The organism is Sinorhizobium sp. 7-81 (assembly GCF_030124405.1).
Classification (GTDB): Bacteria; Pseudomonadota; Alphaproteobacteria; order Rhizobiales; family Rhizobiaceae; genus Sinorhizobium; species Sinorhizobium psoraleae.
Genome location: NZ_JASKLT010000004.1, coordinates 90961 through 107107, shown reverse-complemented (window position 1 = coordinate 107107; position 16147 = coordinate 90961). Strand labels below are relative to the sequence as shown.

Genomic DNA, 16147 nt, shown 5'->3' with positions numbered 1-16147 from the left:
TTTTCAATTTCCGCGAAATCCGCGACCGATCGGTCAAGCCGCAGGTTCGGCGCCGTGGCCGGAGTCTTGACGTCCGCGCCCTGTGTGGACTGCGGGTGGCGAAGCCGTCGGCTCGGCCCAGGGGCGCGCCATGCGGACGGACGGCATCACGTTTCAGGCCCAAGCGATTGATGATTGTCAAATCCAGTAAAATTTTCGGGTTACGCGCGAGCGTCGCGGGAAATATAAAGTTGTTGTTGGTAGAGACCATAAACCTCCCAACGGAGGCCCGGCTGCCCCAGCCCCCAACCTATGCCGGGCCTCCTGCAACCAGCCATAATCGAACGATTCCGGCTTCCGCGGCCCAACCGGCGCGGAAAGGCCTTTCCCCTGTTCGGCATACTGGAGTGCCAGATCACTTCATTGTCTCATTGAAACAATGAAATGAGCCAACTCATTGAACGTACCCGGACGGAGAACCGCTACACACTTCTCCTGAAATTGCTCTAACGCGCGATCGCTTCCGTGGCGGCCTTTAGCCAGTTGCGCGTCTCGTCGCTGGCGAGCAGCGGCATGAGCTTCTCGCGCGTTTCCGCGTGGTAGGCGTTCAGCCAGGCAAGTTCGTCGTCCGTCAGCAGCGCGGGGAGAACGAGGCGCCGATCGATCGGGCAGTAGGTCAGCGTGTCGAATCCGAGCATCGGCAGGTCGCCGCCCTCGATCTCGGAGGCGTCGCGGACGACGACGAGATTTTCGATGCGGATGCCGAAGGCGCCCGGGCGATAATAACCGGGCTCGTTGGAAAGGATCATGCCCGACAGCAGTTCCTGGGTCGAAAGCCGCGCAATGCGCTGCGGGCCCTCATGCACCGAAAGATAGGAGCCGACGCCATGGCCGGTGCCGTGGGCGTAGTCGGCACCCGCCTTCCAGAGCGCGATGCGGGCGAGCGGATCGAGGTCGACGCCGCGCGAGCCTTTGGGAAAACGGGCCGTGCTGATTGCGATCATGCCTTTCAGCACCAGCGTGAAGAAGCGCTTCTGCTCCTCCGGAACGGCGCCGATCGCAACAGTCCGGGTAATGTCGGTCGTGCCATTGACGTATTGCGCGCCGGAATCGATCAGGAACATGGTTCCTGCCTCGATCGCCCGATCCGTATCGGTCGTCACGCGGTAGTGCATGATCGCGGCGTGCGAGCCGGCGCCGGCGATCGTATCGAACGAAATGTCCTTCAATGGGTTCTGCATGCGTTCGCCGACGGTCGCGCGTGTGGCCTCCAGCCGTTCCGTCGCGGCGATCTCGGTTACGCTGCCCGGTTCCGTCCGGTCGAGCCAGGCGAGGAATTCGACCATCGCGGCGCCGTCCTGCAGATGGGCCCGGACTGAGCCTTGGATCTCGGCGCCATTCTTGCGGGCGCGGGGGAGGCGGGCCGGATCGACCGCGCCTATGACCGACCCGCCCTTCTGGCGGATCAGTTCGCCGATAGCGAAAGGAGCAAGGTCCGGGTCGATCATGATGGCCGCGCCGGTCGCCGCCAGTGCCGCCAGCCGGTCTTCGAAACCCGCGGGTGCGATGATATCGGCAAGCTGGGTGAGATAGGCTTCCTGCTCGATGCCGGTCTTGCGCTTGTCGAGAAAGATTTCGGCGTGGCCGCCCGCATGGATAATGGCGCGGGCAAGCGGATGCGGCGTGTGCGGCACGTCGCTGCCTCGAATGTTGAAGGTCCAGGCGACGGAGGAGGGGTCAGTGAGCACGACGGCGGCGGCCTTCGTCTTTCCGAGGCCGGCGGCGATCGCGGCGATCTTGTCCTTTGCCAGTTGGCCGGCGTGCTCGATCGGCTGGATCGTCACCCGGCCAAGCGGAGCGGCGGGCCTTGCAGTCCAGATCCGGTCAAGCGGGTTATGATCGAGGAAAACGAGCGTGCCGCCGATCTCGGCGAGCGCCTTCTGCAGCTTGAGGACCTCGGCGCCGGTGTGGAGCCAGGGGTCGATGCCGAGGCGGAAGCCTTTCGGGGCATGACCCTCCAGCCAGACATGCGGCGGTTCGCCGATAAGGTCGCCACCCGTGAAGACACTGCCGTCCACCTGTTCCTTGAGCTGGGTCACGTAGCGTCCATCGACGAAGACGATCGCTTCACGCTGCGTGATGAGCGCGACGCCGGCAGAACCGGTGAAGCCCGTGAGCCACGAGAGGCGCTCGGACGAGGCCGGCACGTATTCGCCCTGGAATTCGTCGGCGCGCGGCACGAGGAAGCCGTCAATGTCGAGGGCCGGGAAAGCGGCGCGCAGGGCGGCGGTGCGCTCCTTGCCGAACTGAGGCGTGGAGGTGACTTCGAAGGACTGAAACATGGATATTTCCGGTAAATGTGGCGGAGATCCGCGGCTAGGATGATCGCCATGTTAGCGGAAAGGCCGCTACGGAGGAAAGAGGCGATATCCGGCCGTGAACAGACGGAAGCGGCCGAACCGCCGCCGGAGCCTGAGGCATGAAGGCAGGGCATTTGCCCATCCTGCGGACATATGCACCGCATGCATGGCACCCATGCTGCAAAGCATCTATCTCTATCGGAATAATGGTTTATAAGCCCGCTCAACGAACACGGACGAACATCCGGTGGTTCAAACAGCTGCGGTTCTGAGAATAGTTGGTCGTTCTGTTCTCCTCCTCCCTCAAGGGTGGCCAATTTCAGAACGGTAGACGCCCGCTTGAGCGCTCCTCCTCCTCAGGCTCGCGGGCATGGTCGGTGTCAAAGCCGGCCAACAGGCGATGCCTCTGGCATCGCCTTTGTTTCGAAAAGGGCCGCCCGTCATGATGGACCGGGCGGCCTTTTTCGTTTCTGGACGTCTCAAATCAATGCTACCCGCTTTCGCCGATTACGGTATTGCAAGCGGCGAAGGACGCGCTGCTTCGCCACGTGGAGGGGTTGTCTTGCGCGGCCGGCGAGCCGCTATTTCGTCAGGTGGATCGTGACCCAGCCGTTGCGCCAGATGGTGCGCACGTGCTTGAGATGCTGGCCGTTGTAGGCGGCGAGCACTCTCCAGCGCTGTTCGGCGAGGATGCCCGAAAGAATGACCGAGCCGCCGGCGGCGAGATTGGCGACGAGCTGCGGCGCCATCTTCATCAGCGGCCGGGCCAGGATGTTGGCGATGATCAGGTCGAAGGGGCCGTTGGCGCTGAAGGCCGTAGAGTGGAAACCGGGGGCGGTCGCAAAGGTCATGCCGTTGACGACACCGTTGCGCCGGGCGTTTTCGCGCGCGACGCGGGTCGCGATCGGATCGATGTCGGTAGCAAGCACCGGTACGTGCAGGAGCTTCCACGCGGCGATGGCGAGCACGCCGCTTCCCGTGCCGAGGTCGAGGACGTTGCGCACGGCCCGCGTATGCGCGACGGAGGCAAGCACTTCGAGGCACCCGGCCGTCGTGCCGTGGTGACCCGTGCCGAAAGCCTGGCCGGCGTCGATCTCGATGGCGATTTCGCCGGTGTTGACCTTGTCGCGGTCGTGCGAGCCGTGGACGACGAAGCGGCCGGCGCGCACGGGGGCAAGCCCCTCCAGCGACTTGGCGATCCAGTCGATATCGGGCAGCACCTCGCGTTCGATCGAAAGGTGGGAGAAATCGGCGGCAAGCGCTTCGGCAAGCCGCGCCCTCACTCCATCCTCCTCATCAGCCATCATGTAGATTGAGGCTTCCCAGACGTCGCGCTTCTCGTCGATCTCCATCGTCGCGATGGCGTAGTCCTCGTCCTCGAAAACCACGCTCATGACGTCAAGCACGGCCTCGGCCTGCTTCTCGGTGCTGGTGACGAAAAGTCGTATCTCGCTCAACGGTCTGTCCTTCGGCTGTGGTCGGCCCCGCCGCTATCATGAATGGGGCGCAAACGCAAAGCGCCGGCTATTGCATGTTTCCTTAAGTCGTCGCCGACTTAAGGGTAAAAACGTGCAGCAATTCAAAGTGCTACAGCGCTGCGTGTCTCAAAAGACGCGCTGCGCTGTGGGCACGGTGCTTCCGAGAATGTCGGATGAACTGACAGCTCAGCCCTTGGTCAGGTTCTCGAGCTTCTGGACGGCGGTCGCCGGGTTCTCGCCATAGGCGATCGTGCCGCTGAAGTGCCCGTTCGCGTCGAGCAGGAACACCGAGGCGGTATGGTCCATGGTGTAGTCGCCGTCCGGGTTCTTTTCGTCGACCGGCACCTTCTTGTAGTAGACGCGATAGCCCTTGACCATTTCGAGGACCTTTTCCGGCGGGCCGGAAATGCCGGTGACACGCTTGGAGACGTTGGAGACGTACTGGCCGAGAATCTCGGGGGTGTCACGCTCCGGATCAACGGTGATGAAATAGGCCTGCAGCTTGCTGCCGTCGGGATCGACCTTTTCGAGCCAGCCGTTCATCTCGAATAGCGTGGTCGGGCAGACTTCCGGGCAATGGGTGAAACCGAAGAAAAGTGCGGTCGGCTTGCCGGTGAACGCCTTTTCGGTAATCGGCTTGCCGTCCTGGGCGACGAGCGTGAAGGGCACCCCGAAGGGGCCGGAGGATGCCTGCTGCTTCGATTGCGTCATGTCGTAGGTGAGCCAGCCGAGGATCGCCACCATGACAAGGATGGCCGCCCAAAGGGCAATGCGTATGGATTTCATCGTTGGTACCGGTCTGTTGTGGGCCGCGGCGGGCCGTCAATGAACGTGGCGTTGTGATACCGCGTCGCCACCACCGGCGCAAAGGGAGAATTGCCGCAGGTGACCATCACGCGGCACGCGTGCGAACACGTATCAGAAGCACCAGGAAAGGCCGGCTTGGGCAAGCGACAGGAAGATGTCGGCGCCATGTGCAATCCAGCCCTGGAAGGCGAGGACGGCCACGAGCGCGAACGCGCCCGCGACAAAGGCGAGAACGAGGGGCGAGAGCGATTTCTTCGTGTCCGTGCGCATGAAACAGATCATAGCACTGCAGGGCGCCAAGGAAAGGGCCTGGGGACAGATCGTCGGCGGTTCATCCGCAAACTTGGCAGCCGTGTTTTAGCGAATGTTTAAGGTCTGTTTGCGAGTGTCGGCGAACGCGGAGAAGTGCACCACTTCGACATGACATGAGGTCATCCGGTTGATCGAGCCCGGCCTTCCGCATCGATCGTAACGGACGACCTCGCCTGCCGCGGCGGGTCCAATGCAATGGACTGCCAGTTGATGAATACCCTTCCATCCGTCGGACGCACCTTTTCTGTCAGCCAGCGACTTGCGACGCTTGCAGGCGCTGCCTTTCTCGGCTTCGGTTCGGTGCTCGCGGTCGGCTTGTACGAGGAACGGCGGTCGGAGGAGACGCTTGAAAAGGCGATCACCGCGCAGCAAGGCATGCGAACGGTCGAGGAAATGCGGCTCGCCGGTCTTGAACTGACGCTTGCGGCGATGGACACGATTGTCGATCGCGACGAGCGCAAGATTCTGCCTGAGCGCGCGGCCCAGATCCAGGCTTCTCTCGCAGCGCTGGGTACCAAGAAAGCCGATGTCGAGGCGCTGGCGCGTCTCCTCGGCAAACCCGAATTGCTTTCGAGCTTCGATGCCGATCTCGCGGAACTGCGCAAGGCAATCGAAGTGGACTTGAAGGCGTTGGTGGAGGCGGGGGCGCAAGCGGAGGAATTCGCCCGCATCGACGATGCGATCGACGGTGGCGGAGAGCGCGTGGCCGCTGCGCTCGCGCAGTTGAGCGAAGCCGCCGCCGATCTCGCGTCCGCACGCATCGCCGAGACACAAGCCGCATCGACGAACGCACTCATCCTGCAGGCAACTGCCGGCCTGCTGGCGATGGCGACCTTGCTGGGGCTGATCTGGTTTCACGGCAGCACGTTGCGCCGGGGGATCCTGAGCTTACGCGACAGCATGCAGCGGATCCATTCGGGTGATCTGAACTCCAATGTGACAGGGCTCGGGCGCGGTGACGAGATCGGCGAGATGGCGCGCTCGGTCGACCTGTTCCGGGCATCGGCGATCGAGAAACGCACGCTCGAACAGAACGCGACGGTGAGCCGCAAGGAAATCGAAGAGGAGCGCCAGCGCCAGGAAGCCGAGCGCGATCAGGCCGTCGCTCGCATCAAAGCCGCGGTCGATGCGCTCGGGCGGGCACTCAACCAGCTTGCCGAGGGCAATCTGGCGGTCGCGATCCGCGAGCCTTTCGCCGACGGTCTCGATGCGCTGCGCCGCGATTTCAACAACACGGTAGAACAGCTGAGCCACGTTCTTTCGAACGTGAAGGAGAATGCCGTCTCGATCGAATCGAACGGCAGGCAGATGCGCAGCGCCGCCGATGATCTGGCTCGGCGGACGGAACGGCAGGCGGCGTCGCTCGAGCAGACCTCGGCAGCCCTGGAGGAAATCACGGTGACCGTGAAGACCGCGACCGAGCGCGCCGAGGAGGCGAGCCGCATGGTCGACGAGACGCGCACCAATGCGGAAGAATCCGGCCGCATCGTCGGCCAGGCGATCTCCGCGATGGCTCGCATCGAGGGGGCCTCCAACGAAATCGGCAAGATCATCAACGTCATCGATGAGATCGCCTTCCAGACGAACCTTTTGGCGCTCAACGCCGGCGTCGAGGCGGCGCGGGCGGGTGAGGCCGGCAAGGGCTTTGCCGTCGTTGCCCAGGAGGTTCGCGAACTGGCCCAGCGGGCGGCTGGCGCGGCGAAGGACATCAAGGCGCTCGTCACACGATCCGGCAATGAGGTCGGCACGGGCGTGAAGCTGGTGCGAGCGACCGGCGAGGCGCTCGGCCGCATCGGCGCCGACGTCGCGCGCATCAACGAACATATGAGCTCGATCGTAATGGCGGCGCGCGAGCAGTCGACCGGACTTAACGAAATCAGCACCGCGGTCGGCCAGCTCGATCAGATGACGCAGCAGAACGCGGCGATGGTCGAGCAGACCAATGCTTCGAGCCACACGCTTGCGCAGGACGCCGAGAAGCTCAGCGGGCTCGTCAGCCAATTCCGCCACGGGCAGGTGAGTGAGGCAGCATTCCGCGCGGCAGCGCCTGCGCCGGCGCAGCCCTCGATCAAGACAGGCACCCCGCCCAGGGCGAACACCTCCGTCCGCGCCGGCGCCGTCGCTCCCTCAAGGCCGGTGCCGCTGCGTAAACCTGCGGCGGCGCAGGCGTCCACCCGTCCAGCTCCATCCCCCGCCAAGGCCCTGATGGGCAAGCTGGCGGGCGCTTTCGGCAACAAGCCGGGCTCTGCACCGTCCGTGACGGCATCCGGCGACAATTGGGAAGAATTCTGATCATGAGCAACGCTATCAAGCAGTCCGGCGCCTATCTCGAAATCGTCTCCTTCCACCTTGGAGATCAGGAGTTCTGCATCGACATCATGGCGATCCGCGAAATTCGCGGCTGGGCGCCGGTGACGCCGATGCCGCATACGCCGCCCTATGTGCTCGGCCTTATCAACCTGCGCGGGGCGGTGATCCCGGTGATCGATATGGCCTGCCGCCTCGGGATGAAGATGACCGAACCGTCCGAACGCTCGGCAATCATCGTCACCGACATCAACGGCAAGCTCGTCGGCCTGCTGGTCGAGCAGGTTTCCGACATGATGACGATCCGCAGCGAAGACCTGCAGCCGGCGCCGGAGATCATTCCGGAAGCGCAGCGCGCCTTCTGCCGCGGCATCGTGGCGCTCGAAAAGACGATGATCTGCTTCCTCAACCTCGATACCGTCATCGCCGACGAGCTGGCGCAGGCGGCATAGCCCGAACGCAAGCTCCGGTTATCGCAAGGCCCGCTTCGGCGGGCCTTTTCGCGTAAAGGGATGCAGATTGCTCTCGGGCGAACCACATGTTTTCGCCGCGCGCATCAAGGCAGGAGGGGCAAATCGCCAGTTGTTTTCCAGGAACACGTGCCCGCCAAAGGCGTTATACCAATTGTGACAAACGCAGTATCCGTTAGGAGGGGGATGCTGCTAGCGACACAGGAGAATGCCATGAGAGTTTCCATGAAAACATCTTTCGCTGCAATCGTCCTCTCAAGTGCCCTTGCAGGTGTTTCGGGTTCGGCCTTTGCCGACAGCTACTATCAGGGCATCGACCCGCATAATCCTCCAGGGACCCAGAACAGAGGCACAATGCTAGTACCGACGCAGCGGGCCCCCTATTACGTCGATGAAATGCCCACGGGCAGCATCTACGTCGATCCGATGTCGACAGGCAGCATTTACGTCGATCCGAGGTCGACAGGCAGCGTCAGGGGAGCCCCTGGCGAGGTGCGTGAGCACTACAGGAATGAATACCACGGTCCCGGTGAAGGCGACTACTATCAGGGTATCATGCCCCCGGCACCGGTTCCCTGAGCGGATAACCAATCCAGCTTACCGATAAAGATCTCCGGCGCTGGCTAGCAGGCCAGCGCCCCAAGGGCGGCGTTTCGTCTGTGCTGACGGCTGTTTTGTCGGGAAGGGTGCCGCGCTCCCCATATGCGCATGGGAGACCAGGCACACGGGCCAGAGACGGCCCGTCGCGTGCCGCGTCAAGTTACACTTGCGTAATGTTCCATCACGGTTGGATGAGTCATTCGTGACAAAACGTCACCGCTTGCAAGGAACAACCGCTTCAAAATGGTGTTATTCTTCCCGCATCCGTTGGAGGCCGGATGCGTAATGAACATAGGAGCCAATGTCATGAAAGTTTCGCTGAAAACATCACTTGTTGCATTTGCCCTGTCCTCCGTAGTCGGCGCCGCGGCGCCAGCCTTTGCGGACTCCTATTACCAGGGCATCGACCCGCACAACCCTCCGGGCACCCAGAACCAGGTACGGTCCACCGTGATACCGCAGAACCGGGGTGTGCCGGGTACGGTTGATGAGATGCCGACAGGCAGCATCGACAATGGTCGGGTCATATATCCGAATACCGGAACCTATCAGGAACGCTATGACCCGGGTGAAGGCGATTATTACCGCGGTATCGTCCCGCCGAAACCCTGACATGGAATAACGTAAACGATTCTCAAGGCGGGACGGACGTCCCGCCTTTCCTTTTGAGCGCTATTGCCTTTGAGCGGCTATTGCGGGCGCCCATTCTCCCAGGTGACCGTCTGGCCAAAGAGCGGAACGGTGGTGATCGACATCTTGGCCGATCCATCCGTCAATTGTCGCGAATGCGCGAGGTAGATCAGCGTGTCATTGGCCTTGTCGTAGATACGGGTCACCAGAAGATCCTTCCAGATCAGCGACAGGCCGGAGCGGAAGACCTCTTCTCCATCCCTGGACAGGTTGATGTCGCCGATGGTGATCGGCCCTGTCTGCCGGCAGGCGATCGAATTGTTCGAGGGATCTTCGAACCAGTTGCCTTTCTTCAGGCGGTCGATCACGCTGCGGTCGAAATACGTGACGTGGCAGGTGATACCGTTGATTTTGGGGTCGCGGACGGCGTCGATCTTGATATCGTTGCCGAGCCAGTCGACGCCCACTTCGCCGACCGTTTCGGCGCGCGCGGGGAGGGACGCTGTGGCACAGGCGGCCAGGGCGGCAAGGAGCAGGGTGCGGATGGGGCGGAACATGAATATACTCCGACAGATTGCAGCGTTGAGATGCTGCATGTTTCCATAAATCAGAGCCGATTTAAGGACAAAACATGCAGCCATTCAAAGTGCCACAGCGACCTTTGTGCGTCTGAAAAGACGCACGGCGCTGTAGGTGCGGACGCGGCAGTGCAAGGCGAGGCGCAGCCCCTGCTGCCTGCCGAAGCACGCAGCAGGGCTTGAATGTCAGGATCGATGCCGGCGCGTCATGCGGCGCGGAGCAACACTTTCGCGCTCCGGGATATCGGACTGGCGCAACTGCGCCGCCGCTGCCGCGAGTGCGCGAGCGCTGGCGTCGATCTGGCGCTGCTTGGCGATCGTACAGCGGTCGCGGCCATCCGCCTTTGAATCGTAAAGCGCCAGATCGGCGCGGATCATCACGTCGGTAATCGTATCGCCCGGCGCTGCGGCCGCGATGCCGATGCTGACGGTCAGCCGGATGCGCTGGTGGACGCGGCCGACCGGCGTTTCACGCACGGTCCGGCAGATTGCCTCGGCGAGCGCCGTCGCCTGCTCTTCCGTGTGGTCGGGCAGGATCAGGCCGAACTCCTCGCCGCCGATCCGGCCAAAGGCACCGCGGCCATCGAGGAAGGCAGATACTGTCTCGGCGAAATGGGTGAGCGCGATGTCGCCGCAGGCGTGGCCGTAGTGATCATTGATCTGCTTGAAATAATCGAGGTCGAGCAGCAGGAAGGCAAGCGGCCGGCGTCGGATTAGGCAATCCGCGAAAATCCGCTCTCCCGCCTCGATCAGCGCCCCGCGCGAGAGGGCACCGGTCAGTCCGTCGCGGGCGATGGTAATCCTGAGATTGGCGATCACGCGGCTCTGGACCGTGAGGATCACGGCGAGAAACAGGAGCGGCAGAAAAGCCACCCGCATCGCGGCAAGCCCGAATTCGAAGGCGATCGCTGCATGTGAAGCGGGAGCACCTGCGGCCGTTTGATGCCAGGGGCCAAGCGCATAGACGAGAGCCGCGCAGCCGATCGCGGTGGAGGCGACGATGAGCGCGTGGCTCGCAGGGCGCGCCTTCGGCCAGCGATCGAGCATGGCGAGACCGGCAACGAGGAGAAGGGCAGAACTAGCACCGGCGGCAAATCAGCACGCGGGCGCCGAGGCTGCCGTAGCCATTCAACGAGACAACCAGGCCGACCCCGCCAGCTGCGAGTGCCAGCGCCGGGAGAAGGGAGGCGGGGGCCGACAGCGCGAGGAGGCAGCGAAATCCCAGAAGGATGAAGAGGCTCGCGGATATCAGCGCGGCGTAGCCGAGCATGGCGGGAAGGAAGGCCCTGGCTATTTCGGCCGCCGTCATGGAGGCTATTGCGAGCGCCGAGAGTGCACAGGCCAGGCAAAAGAACTGCACCCCGGCGACTGTCGACCGCCGTAGCGACAAAAGAACCGGCAGCACCATCAAAAGCGCAAAGAACGATATGGCAGGGAGAAAGCTCATTTCGAAACGGCCTGTCGTGCTAAAATAGAGAGGCGGCTTGCGTTCCAGCCAATATGGGCGTCATTGGTACCTGTGGCGCATTAACGAAAGCCGGCAAATTTTGATGCAATTTTAGCGATTGGTTGACCGCGAGGCGGTTGTGCCTTGCCGACATGTAGGGCCGAGGTGGAACGGCCGAAGCGGAAGGCCAGTGCGGGAGGGCGGAAAGGAGCTGGTGCCATGTCCGGTGAAAGCATACCTTTTGCGGACAGGGTCGATGCGGGCCGAAAGCTCGCTCGCGCAATCGAGCGCGAAGGCTTTGCCGATCCCGTGGTGATGGCGCTGCCGCGCGGCGGGGTTCCGGTGGCCTTCGAGGTCGCTGCCTATCTCGGCGCGCCGCTCGAACTCCTGATCGTGCGCAAGGTCGGTGCACCCGGGCATTCCGAGTTCGGCCTCGGCGCACTCGTCGACGGCGAAGAGCCGCAACTCGTGTTGAACGAGGAGGCGATGCGCCTCGTGCGTCCACCTGAAGCCTACGTGAAGGCGGAAACCGAGCGCCAGCGGCTTGAACTTACACGCCGCCGGGCGCTCTACGTCGGCGACCGGCCGCGCGTTTCGCCGAAGGGACGCAACGTCATCCTTGTCGATGACGGCATCGCCACCGGCGGGACCGCCAAGGCGGCGATCCAGGCCCTGCGGCAGGAGGGCGCTGCGGCCCTGATGCTCGCCGTTCCGGTTGCCCCGCCAAGCGCCGTTGCCAGCCTGCGCCGGCAGGTCGACCGGATCGTCTGTCTTGCGAGCCCCAGCCCGTTCCATGCGGTCAGCATCTATTACGACGATTTCGAGCAGACGACGGACGCGGAAGTGGTTGCGCTCCTGAAGGAGGCGAGGGGCGATGGCCCGTGAGCTTCCAGCAGGGCAAGATCGTCCGGCCGCGACGACATTCCCTCCCGCTGCATGTTTCCTTAAATCGTAGCCGTAAGGACAAAAACATGCACAGTCCAAAGTGTTACAGCGGTCTTTGCGCGTCCGACAAGACGCGCGGCGCTGTAGTCCAGCTTGAATTTTCGAACGCCCGCCTCATGTCTTTGACAAAAGTGAGGAGAGGGTGATGATTGCTGGACTTGGAATTGGAAGAACATTGCGGGATTTTTGTCGTCCGCACCGCATGGCGCTCGTCGTCTATGACATGCAGGCTGGCATAGTCCAGCAGGTCAAGGACGGCGCGGAGATCACGGCCAAGGTCCTGAAGGTCATCGAGGCCGCTCGCGACGGCGGCTATCCGGTCATTTTCATGCGGCACATGTCGATGCCGCGCGAACTGATGGGCGCGTTCCAGCTTCGTCAGGCGATGGCCTGGCAGCGCACGGACGATCCGGACGCGGTCACGCCCTGGTTCCTGCGTGGCACGCCCGGCTTCGAAATCGTTCCCGAACTCGCGCCCCGTGAAAACGAGGCCATCCTCGACAAGATCACCTTTTCGGCCTTCGAGGGCACGCCGCTCTCGATCATCCTGCGCGATCTCGGCATAACATCCTTCGCGATCTGCGGCATCGCTACCGAGATCGGCATCGATCCGACCGTGCGCCACGGCGCGGACCTCGGCTTCGTTCCGATCGTCATCCGCGACGCCTGTGGAGCGGGGCATCAGGAGGCGGCCGAGCGATCCTTCGACAACATCGCTTATATGGGCGACGCCATCCTCAGCGATGTGGAGGAGATTGTCGGGGCGATGAGAGGGCATCCCACCGCCGCATAGACCGGATCGATGCCAGGGTTTATCCTCTCGCCCTCCGCAGGGGCTTTTCCGTAGGTTCGCAAAAAATGACCGAAGACCTCTCCATCCGGCCCGTCGTGCGCAGTGACTACGACCGATGGCTGCCGCTCTGGGAAGGCTATAACGCCTTCTATGGCCGCTTGGGCGAAACCGCGCTCACGTCGGACATCACGCTGATGACCTGGTCGCGCTTCTTCGATGCCTATGAACCGATGCATGCGCTGGTTGCCGAAAGCAAAGGCCGGCTGATCGGGCTGACGCATTATATCTTTCACCGCAGCACCACCTCGATCCAGCCGAATTGCTATCTCCAGGATCTCTTCATCAACGATGCCGCGCGCGGCAACGGCGTCGGCCAGGCGCTTATCAACGGTGTCTTCGAGGCGGCCCGACGGGCAGGGTCACCGCGGGTCTACTGGTTGACCCACGAGAGCAACATCAAGGCGATGCGGCTCTACGACAAGGTGGCGCAGAAGTCGGGCTTCGTGATGTACAAGATGATGATTTGAGTGCCCTCTGTGCAGATCGTAACAGTGGAATCGGCGGCACCCAGCCACGGCGCATCGGCGCCGTGAATGGCTTAGCGTTGCGTTTGATGCCGCCGTGATCCGTCCAATGGGAAGGACTGATCGGCTTGATCACACCCGCTCGACAAACCCATCCAGCACGCGCTTCTGCCCGGCCCGATCGAAATCGATCGTCAGCTTGTTGCCTTCGATGGCGGCGATGTTGCCGTTTCCGAATTTGAGGTGGAAGACGCGGTCGCCGATGTTGAAGCGGGACGGTTCCGAGGTGGTCGACTTGGCGACCAGTTCGCCTTCGATCATGCGGGTGCGGGGGCCGGATTCGCCGTAGCCGAGGCGCTCGACGGCGTGGCCGGAGCGGGTGCCCCAATTGTCGCGGGTGGCCTCCGAGCGGTGCTGCTGGGCCCGCTTCCAGCCCGGGGTCTGATAGGAGTTTTCGAAGGGATCGGCCTTGTCGAAACGCGATTGGCCATAGCCGCCGCGTCCGTAGCCGCCGTAGGAAACGTCCTGCTCGGCCACTTCCACATGGTCGATCGGCAGTTCGTCCAAAAAACGCGAAGGCATGGTGGACTGCCAGAGCCCGTGGATGCGGCGGTTGGAGACGAACCAGATGTGGCAGCGGCGCTTGGCGCGGGTGATGCCGACATAGGCGAGGCGGCGTTCTTCCTCGAGACCGGCGCGGCCGCCCTCGTCGAGCGCGCGCTGGTGGGGGAAGAGGCCTTCCTCCCAGCCCGGCAGGAACACGGTATCGAACTCGAGGCCCTTGGCCGAATGCAGCGTCATGATCGAGACGGCATCCATGTCCTCGTTCTGCTCGGCGTCCATGACGAGCGCGACATGTTCCAGGAAGCCGCGCATCGACTCGAAGGCCTCCATCGAGCGAATGAGTTCCTTCAGGTTTTCGAGCCGCCCTGGCGCTTCCGCCGACTTGTCGGCCTGCCACATGGCGGTGTAGCCGCTCTCGTCGAGGATTTTTTCGGCAAGTTCGGTATGCGGCGTCGTTTCGAGCAGCGTCTGCCAGCGGCGGAAATCGGTAACGACGTCGAAGAGCGCCTTGCGCGCCTTCGGCTTCAACTCGTCCGTCTCGATGATCTCGGTCGCGGCGGCGAGCATCGGAATGTCGCGGGCGCGGGCGTAGTCGTGCAGCGTGCGCACCGTGGTGTCGCCCAGACCGCGCTTCGGCGTGTTGACGATGCGCTCGAAGGCGAGGTCGTCCGCCGGCTGGCAGACGAGGCGGAAATAGGCCATGGCGTCACGGATTTCGAGCCGCTCGTAGAAGCGCGGGCCGCCGATGACGCGATAGTTGAGGCCGAGGGTGACGAAGCGGTCTTCGAATTCGCGCATCTGGAACGAGGCGCGCACCAGGATCGCGATGTCGTTCAGGTTATGCTTCTGTCGCTGGAGCTGTTCGATCTCTTCGCCGACGGCGCGGGCTTCCTCTTCGGAATCCCAGGCGGCATGCACATGCACCTTCTCGTCGTCCGGATTGGTGCGCTCGGTGAAGAGCGTCTTGCCAAGGCGGCCTTCGTTGTGGGCGATCAGATGCGCGGCGGCGCCGAGGATATGTTCGGTCGAGCGGTAGTTGCGCTCAAGCTTGATGACCTTGGCGCCGGGAAAGTCTTTCTCGAAGCGAAGGATGTTGTCGACTTCCGCCCCGCGCCAGCCATAAATCGACTGGTCGTCGTCGCCGACGCAGCAGATGTTTATCTGCTGCTGTTTGTTTGCGCTCACGCTGTCGCCGCTGCGCGGCTCGCTCCGCGGGGGCGCGCCATCAGGCGCGACGGCCGCTTGGCCTTGCCGGGCTTCGCCCCGGTGATTAGCCCTCACGCTGTCGCCGCTTACGCGGCTGCGCTCCGCAGGGGCGGACGAAACGTCGTCCGGCCAGCTTTGGCTGGCTGCTTCGCCCGGACCTCCTGTCACAGATCGCTCAGACGCCCGCGGCCGCTGCGCCAACAGCCGCAGCCACATGTATTGCGCGGTGTTGGTGTCCTGGTATTCGTCGACGAGGATGTAGCGGAATTTGCCGTGGTATTCCCTAAGCACGTCCGGATTGGCGCGGAACATCCGGATCGGATGCAGCAGCAGGTCGCCGAAATCGCAGGCGTTGAGCGTCAGGAGCCGGTTCTGGTAGGCGGCGTAGAGTTCACGGCCCTTGCCATTGGCGAAGGCGCGGGCATCACCCTCCGGAATTTGCGAAGGGTCGAGGCCCTTGTTCTTCCAGGTATCGATCATGCCGGCGAATTGTTTTGCCGGCCAGCGCTTGTCGTCGAGCCCTTCGGCCTGGATGAGCTGCTTGATCAGCCGCACGACGTCGTCGGTGTCGAGAATGGTGAAATCCGACCTTAAGCCGACCAACTCCGCATGGCGGCGAAGGAGCTTGACGCCGATCGAGTGGAAGGTGCCGAGCCAGGGCATGCCTTCGACGGCATGGCCGACGAGCACGCCGATGCGCTCTTTCATCTCGCGCGCGGCCTTGTTGGTGAAGGTGACGGCGAGGATCTGCGACGGGAAGGCGCGGCCGGTCGAAAGGATATGGGCGATGCGGGTCGTCAGAACGCGGGTCTTGCCGGTGCCGGCGCCGGCGAGCACGAGCACCGGTCCTTCGAGCGTCTCGACAGCCTCGGTCTGCTCGGGATTGAGGCCGGAGAGATAATCCGGACGCTTGGCCTTGTCGCGGGCGGCCATGGCGCGCGCGGCGATACCGCCGGCGGCGGGCGCGGGTTTGCGCGGCGCCGGCTCCTCATCGAAGAAGGGAATGTCGTCAAAACCTTTGGTCATGCGGCCCAATGTAGTGATTCGGGACCGAAAGGCCAGAAAGGATGTTCCTCTTTTATTCCGGATTCTTCAAGCGCGAGAGCAAGCCTGTGGAAAGATCACAGCGTCGTGCGTCTTTTCAGGC

General features: G+C 63.0%; 13 protein-coding genes and 1 pseudogene. 7 read left to right on the top strand and 7 right to left on the bottom strand.

What is annotated here, in order from left to right:
• Positions 1–485: 485 nt before the first annotated feature.
• The 4 genes from QN224_RS16475 to QN224_RS16460 all read right to left on the bottom strand — a co-directional run bounded on the left by QN224_RS16475 (position 486) and on the right by QN224_RS16460 (position 4894).
• Complete coding sequence (locus tag QN224_RS16475) at positions 486–2321, bottom strand: aminopeptidase P family protein (protein WP_283977572.1); 1836 nt, start codon at positions 2319–2321, stop codon at positions 486–488.
• 599 nt (positions 2322–2920) lie between these two features.
• Complete coding sequence (locus tag QN224_RS16470; protein WP_283977571.1) at positions 2921–3796, bottom strand: 50S ribosomal protein L11 methyltransferase; 876 nt, start codon at positions 3794–3796, stop codon at positions 2921–2923.
• Positions 3797–4003: 207 nt separating this feature from the next.
• Entirely contained in the window at positions 4004–4603 is a 600-nt protein-coding gene (locus tag QN224_RS16465) for an SCO family protein (protein ID WP_283977570.1), read from the bottom strand.
• Positions 4604–4735: 132 nt separating this feature from the next.
• Entirely contained in the window at positions 4736–4894 is a 159-nt protein-coding gene (locus tag QN224_RS16460) for a hypothetical protein (protein WP_173509774.1), read from the bottom strand.
• 252 nt (positions 4895–5146) lie between these two features.
• On the opposite strand from QN224_RS16460, the gene QN224_RS16455 reads away from it, so the two are divergent.
• From QN224_RS16455 to QN224_RS16440, 4 genes are all read left to right on the top strand, one after another.
• The gene (locus QN224_RS16455) at positions 5147–7228 is read left to right on the top strand and encodes a methyl-accepting chemotaxis protein (RefSeq protein WP_283977569.1); all 2082 of its coding nucleotides are present in this window, start codon (positions 5147–5149) and stop codon (positions 7226–7228) included.
• Between the two features lie 2 nt (positions 7229–7230).
• Positions 7231–7695, top strand: coding sequence for a chemotaxis protein CheW (locus QN224_RS16450; protein ID WP_283977568.1), 465 nt, complete (start codon positions 7231–7233; stop codon positions 7693–7695).
• Positions 7696–7926: 231 nt separating this feature from the next.
• Complete coding sequence (locus tag QN224_RS16445; RefSeq protein ID WP_283977567.1) at positions 7927–8292, top strand: hypothetical protein; 366 nt, start codon at positions 7927–7929, stop codon at positions 8290–8292.
• 327 nt (positions 8293–8619) lie between these two features.
• On the top strand, positions 8620–8925 hold the full coding sequence (locus QN224_RS16440; protein ID WP_173509778.1) for a hypothetical protein: 306 nt from the start codon (positions 8620–8622) through the stop codon (positions 8923–8925).
• Positions 8926–9002: 77 nt separating this feature from the next.
• On the opposite strand, the gene QN224_RS16435 is transcribed toward QN224_RS16440, so the two are convergent.
• On the bottom strand, positions 9003–9500 hold the full coding sequence (locus tag QN224_RS16435; protein WP_283977566.1) for a CreA family protein: 498 nt from the start codon (positions 9498–9500) through the stop codon (positions 9003–9005).
• A 207-nt stretch (positions 9501–9707) separates the two neighbouring features.
• A pseudogene (locus QN224_RS16430) lies at positions 9708–10968 on the bottom strand (diguanylate cyclase).
• Positions 10969–11187: 219 nt separating this feature from the next.
• Here QN224_RS16430 and QN224_RS16420 point away from each other — a divergent pair.
• The 3 genes from QN224_RS16420 (at position 11188) to QN224_RS16410 (ending at position 13233) form a co-directional block, all read left to right on the top strand.
• Positions 11188–11853, top strand: coding sequence for a phosphoribosyltransferase (locus tag QN224_RS16420; protein WP_269282280.1), 666 nt, complete (start codon positions 11188–11190; stop codon positions 11851–11853).
• A gap of 205 nt (positions 11854–12058) precedes the next feature.
• On the top strand, positions 12059–12706 hold the full coding sequence (locus QN224_RS16415; RefSeq protein WP_283977563.1) for a cysteine hydrolase: 648 nt from the start codon (positions 12059–12061) through the stop codon (positions 12704–12706).
• Between the two features lie 65 nt (positions 12707–12771).
• Positions 12772–13233 (top strand): GNAT family N-acetyltransferase, encoded by a 462-nt coding sequence (locus QN224_RS16410; protein ID WP_283977562.1) that lies wholly within the window; start codon positions 12772–12774, stop codon positions 13231–13233.
• A gap of 129 nt (positions 13234–13362) precedes the next feature.
• Here the strand turns inward: QN224_RS16410 and QN224_RS16405 are convergent, their stop codons facing one another.
• Complete coding sequence (locus QN224_RS16405) at positions 13363–16026, bottom strand: UvrD-helicase domain-containing protein (protein ID WP_283977561.1); 2664 nt, start codon at positions 16024–16026, stop codon at positions 13363–13365.
• Positions 16027–16147 lie beyond the last annotated feature (121 nt).

Excerpts from the sequence above, each read along its gene's own strand:
- QN224_RS16435 (WP_283977566.1), bottom strand. The coding sequence starts at position 9,500 with ATGTTCCGCCCCATCCGCACCCTGCTCCTTGCCGCCCTGGCCGCCTGT.
- QN224_RS16475 (WP_283977572.1), bottom strand. The coding sequence starts at position 2,321 with ATGTTTCAGTCCTTCGAAGTCACCTCCACGCCTCAGTTCGGCAAGGAG.
- QN224_RS16420 (WP_269282280.1), top strand. The coding sequence starts at position 11,188 with ATGTCCGGTGAAAGCATACCTTTTGCGGACAGGGTCGATGCGGGCCGA.
- QN224_RS16440 (WP_173509778.1), top strand. The coding sequence starts at position 8,620 with ATGAAAGTTTCGCTGAAAACATCACTTGTTGCATTTGCCCTGTCCTCC.
- QN224_RS16455 (WP_283977569.1), top strand. The coding sequence starts at position 5,147 with ATGAATACCCTTCCATCCGTCGGACGCACCTTTTCTGTCAGCCAGCGA.
- QN224_RS16465 (WP_283977570.1), bottom strand. The coding sequence starts at position 4,603 with ATGAAATCCATACGCATTGCCCTTTGGGCGGCCATCCTTGTCATGGTG.
- QN224_RS16450 (WP_283977568.1), top strand. The coding sequence starts at position 7,231 with ATGAGCAACGCTATCAAGCAGTCCGGCGCCTATCTCGAAATCGTCTCC.
- QN224_RS16405 (WP_283977561.1), bottom strand. The coding sequence starts at position 16,026 with ATGACCAAAGGTTTTGACGACATTCCCTTCTTCGATGAGGAGCCGGCG.
- QN224_RS16415 (WP_283977563.1), top strand. The coding sequence starts at position 12,059 with ATGATTGCTGGACTTGGAATTGGAAGAACATTGCGGGATTTTTGTCGT.
- QN224_RS16460 (WP_173509774.1), bottom strand. The coding sequence starts at position 4,894 with ATGCGCACGGACACGAAGAAATCGCTCTCGCCCCTCGTTCTCGCCTTT.
- QN224_RS16445 (WP_283977567.1), top strand. The coding sequence starts at position 7,927 with ATGAGAGTTTCCATGAAAACATCTTTCGCTGCAATCGTCCTCTCAAGT.
- QN224_RS16410 (WP_283977562.1), top strand. The coding sequence starts at position 12,772 with ATGACCGAAGACCTCTCCATCCGGCCCGTCGTGCGCAGTGACTACGAC.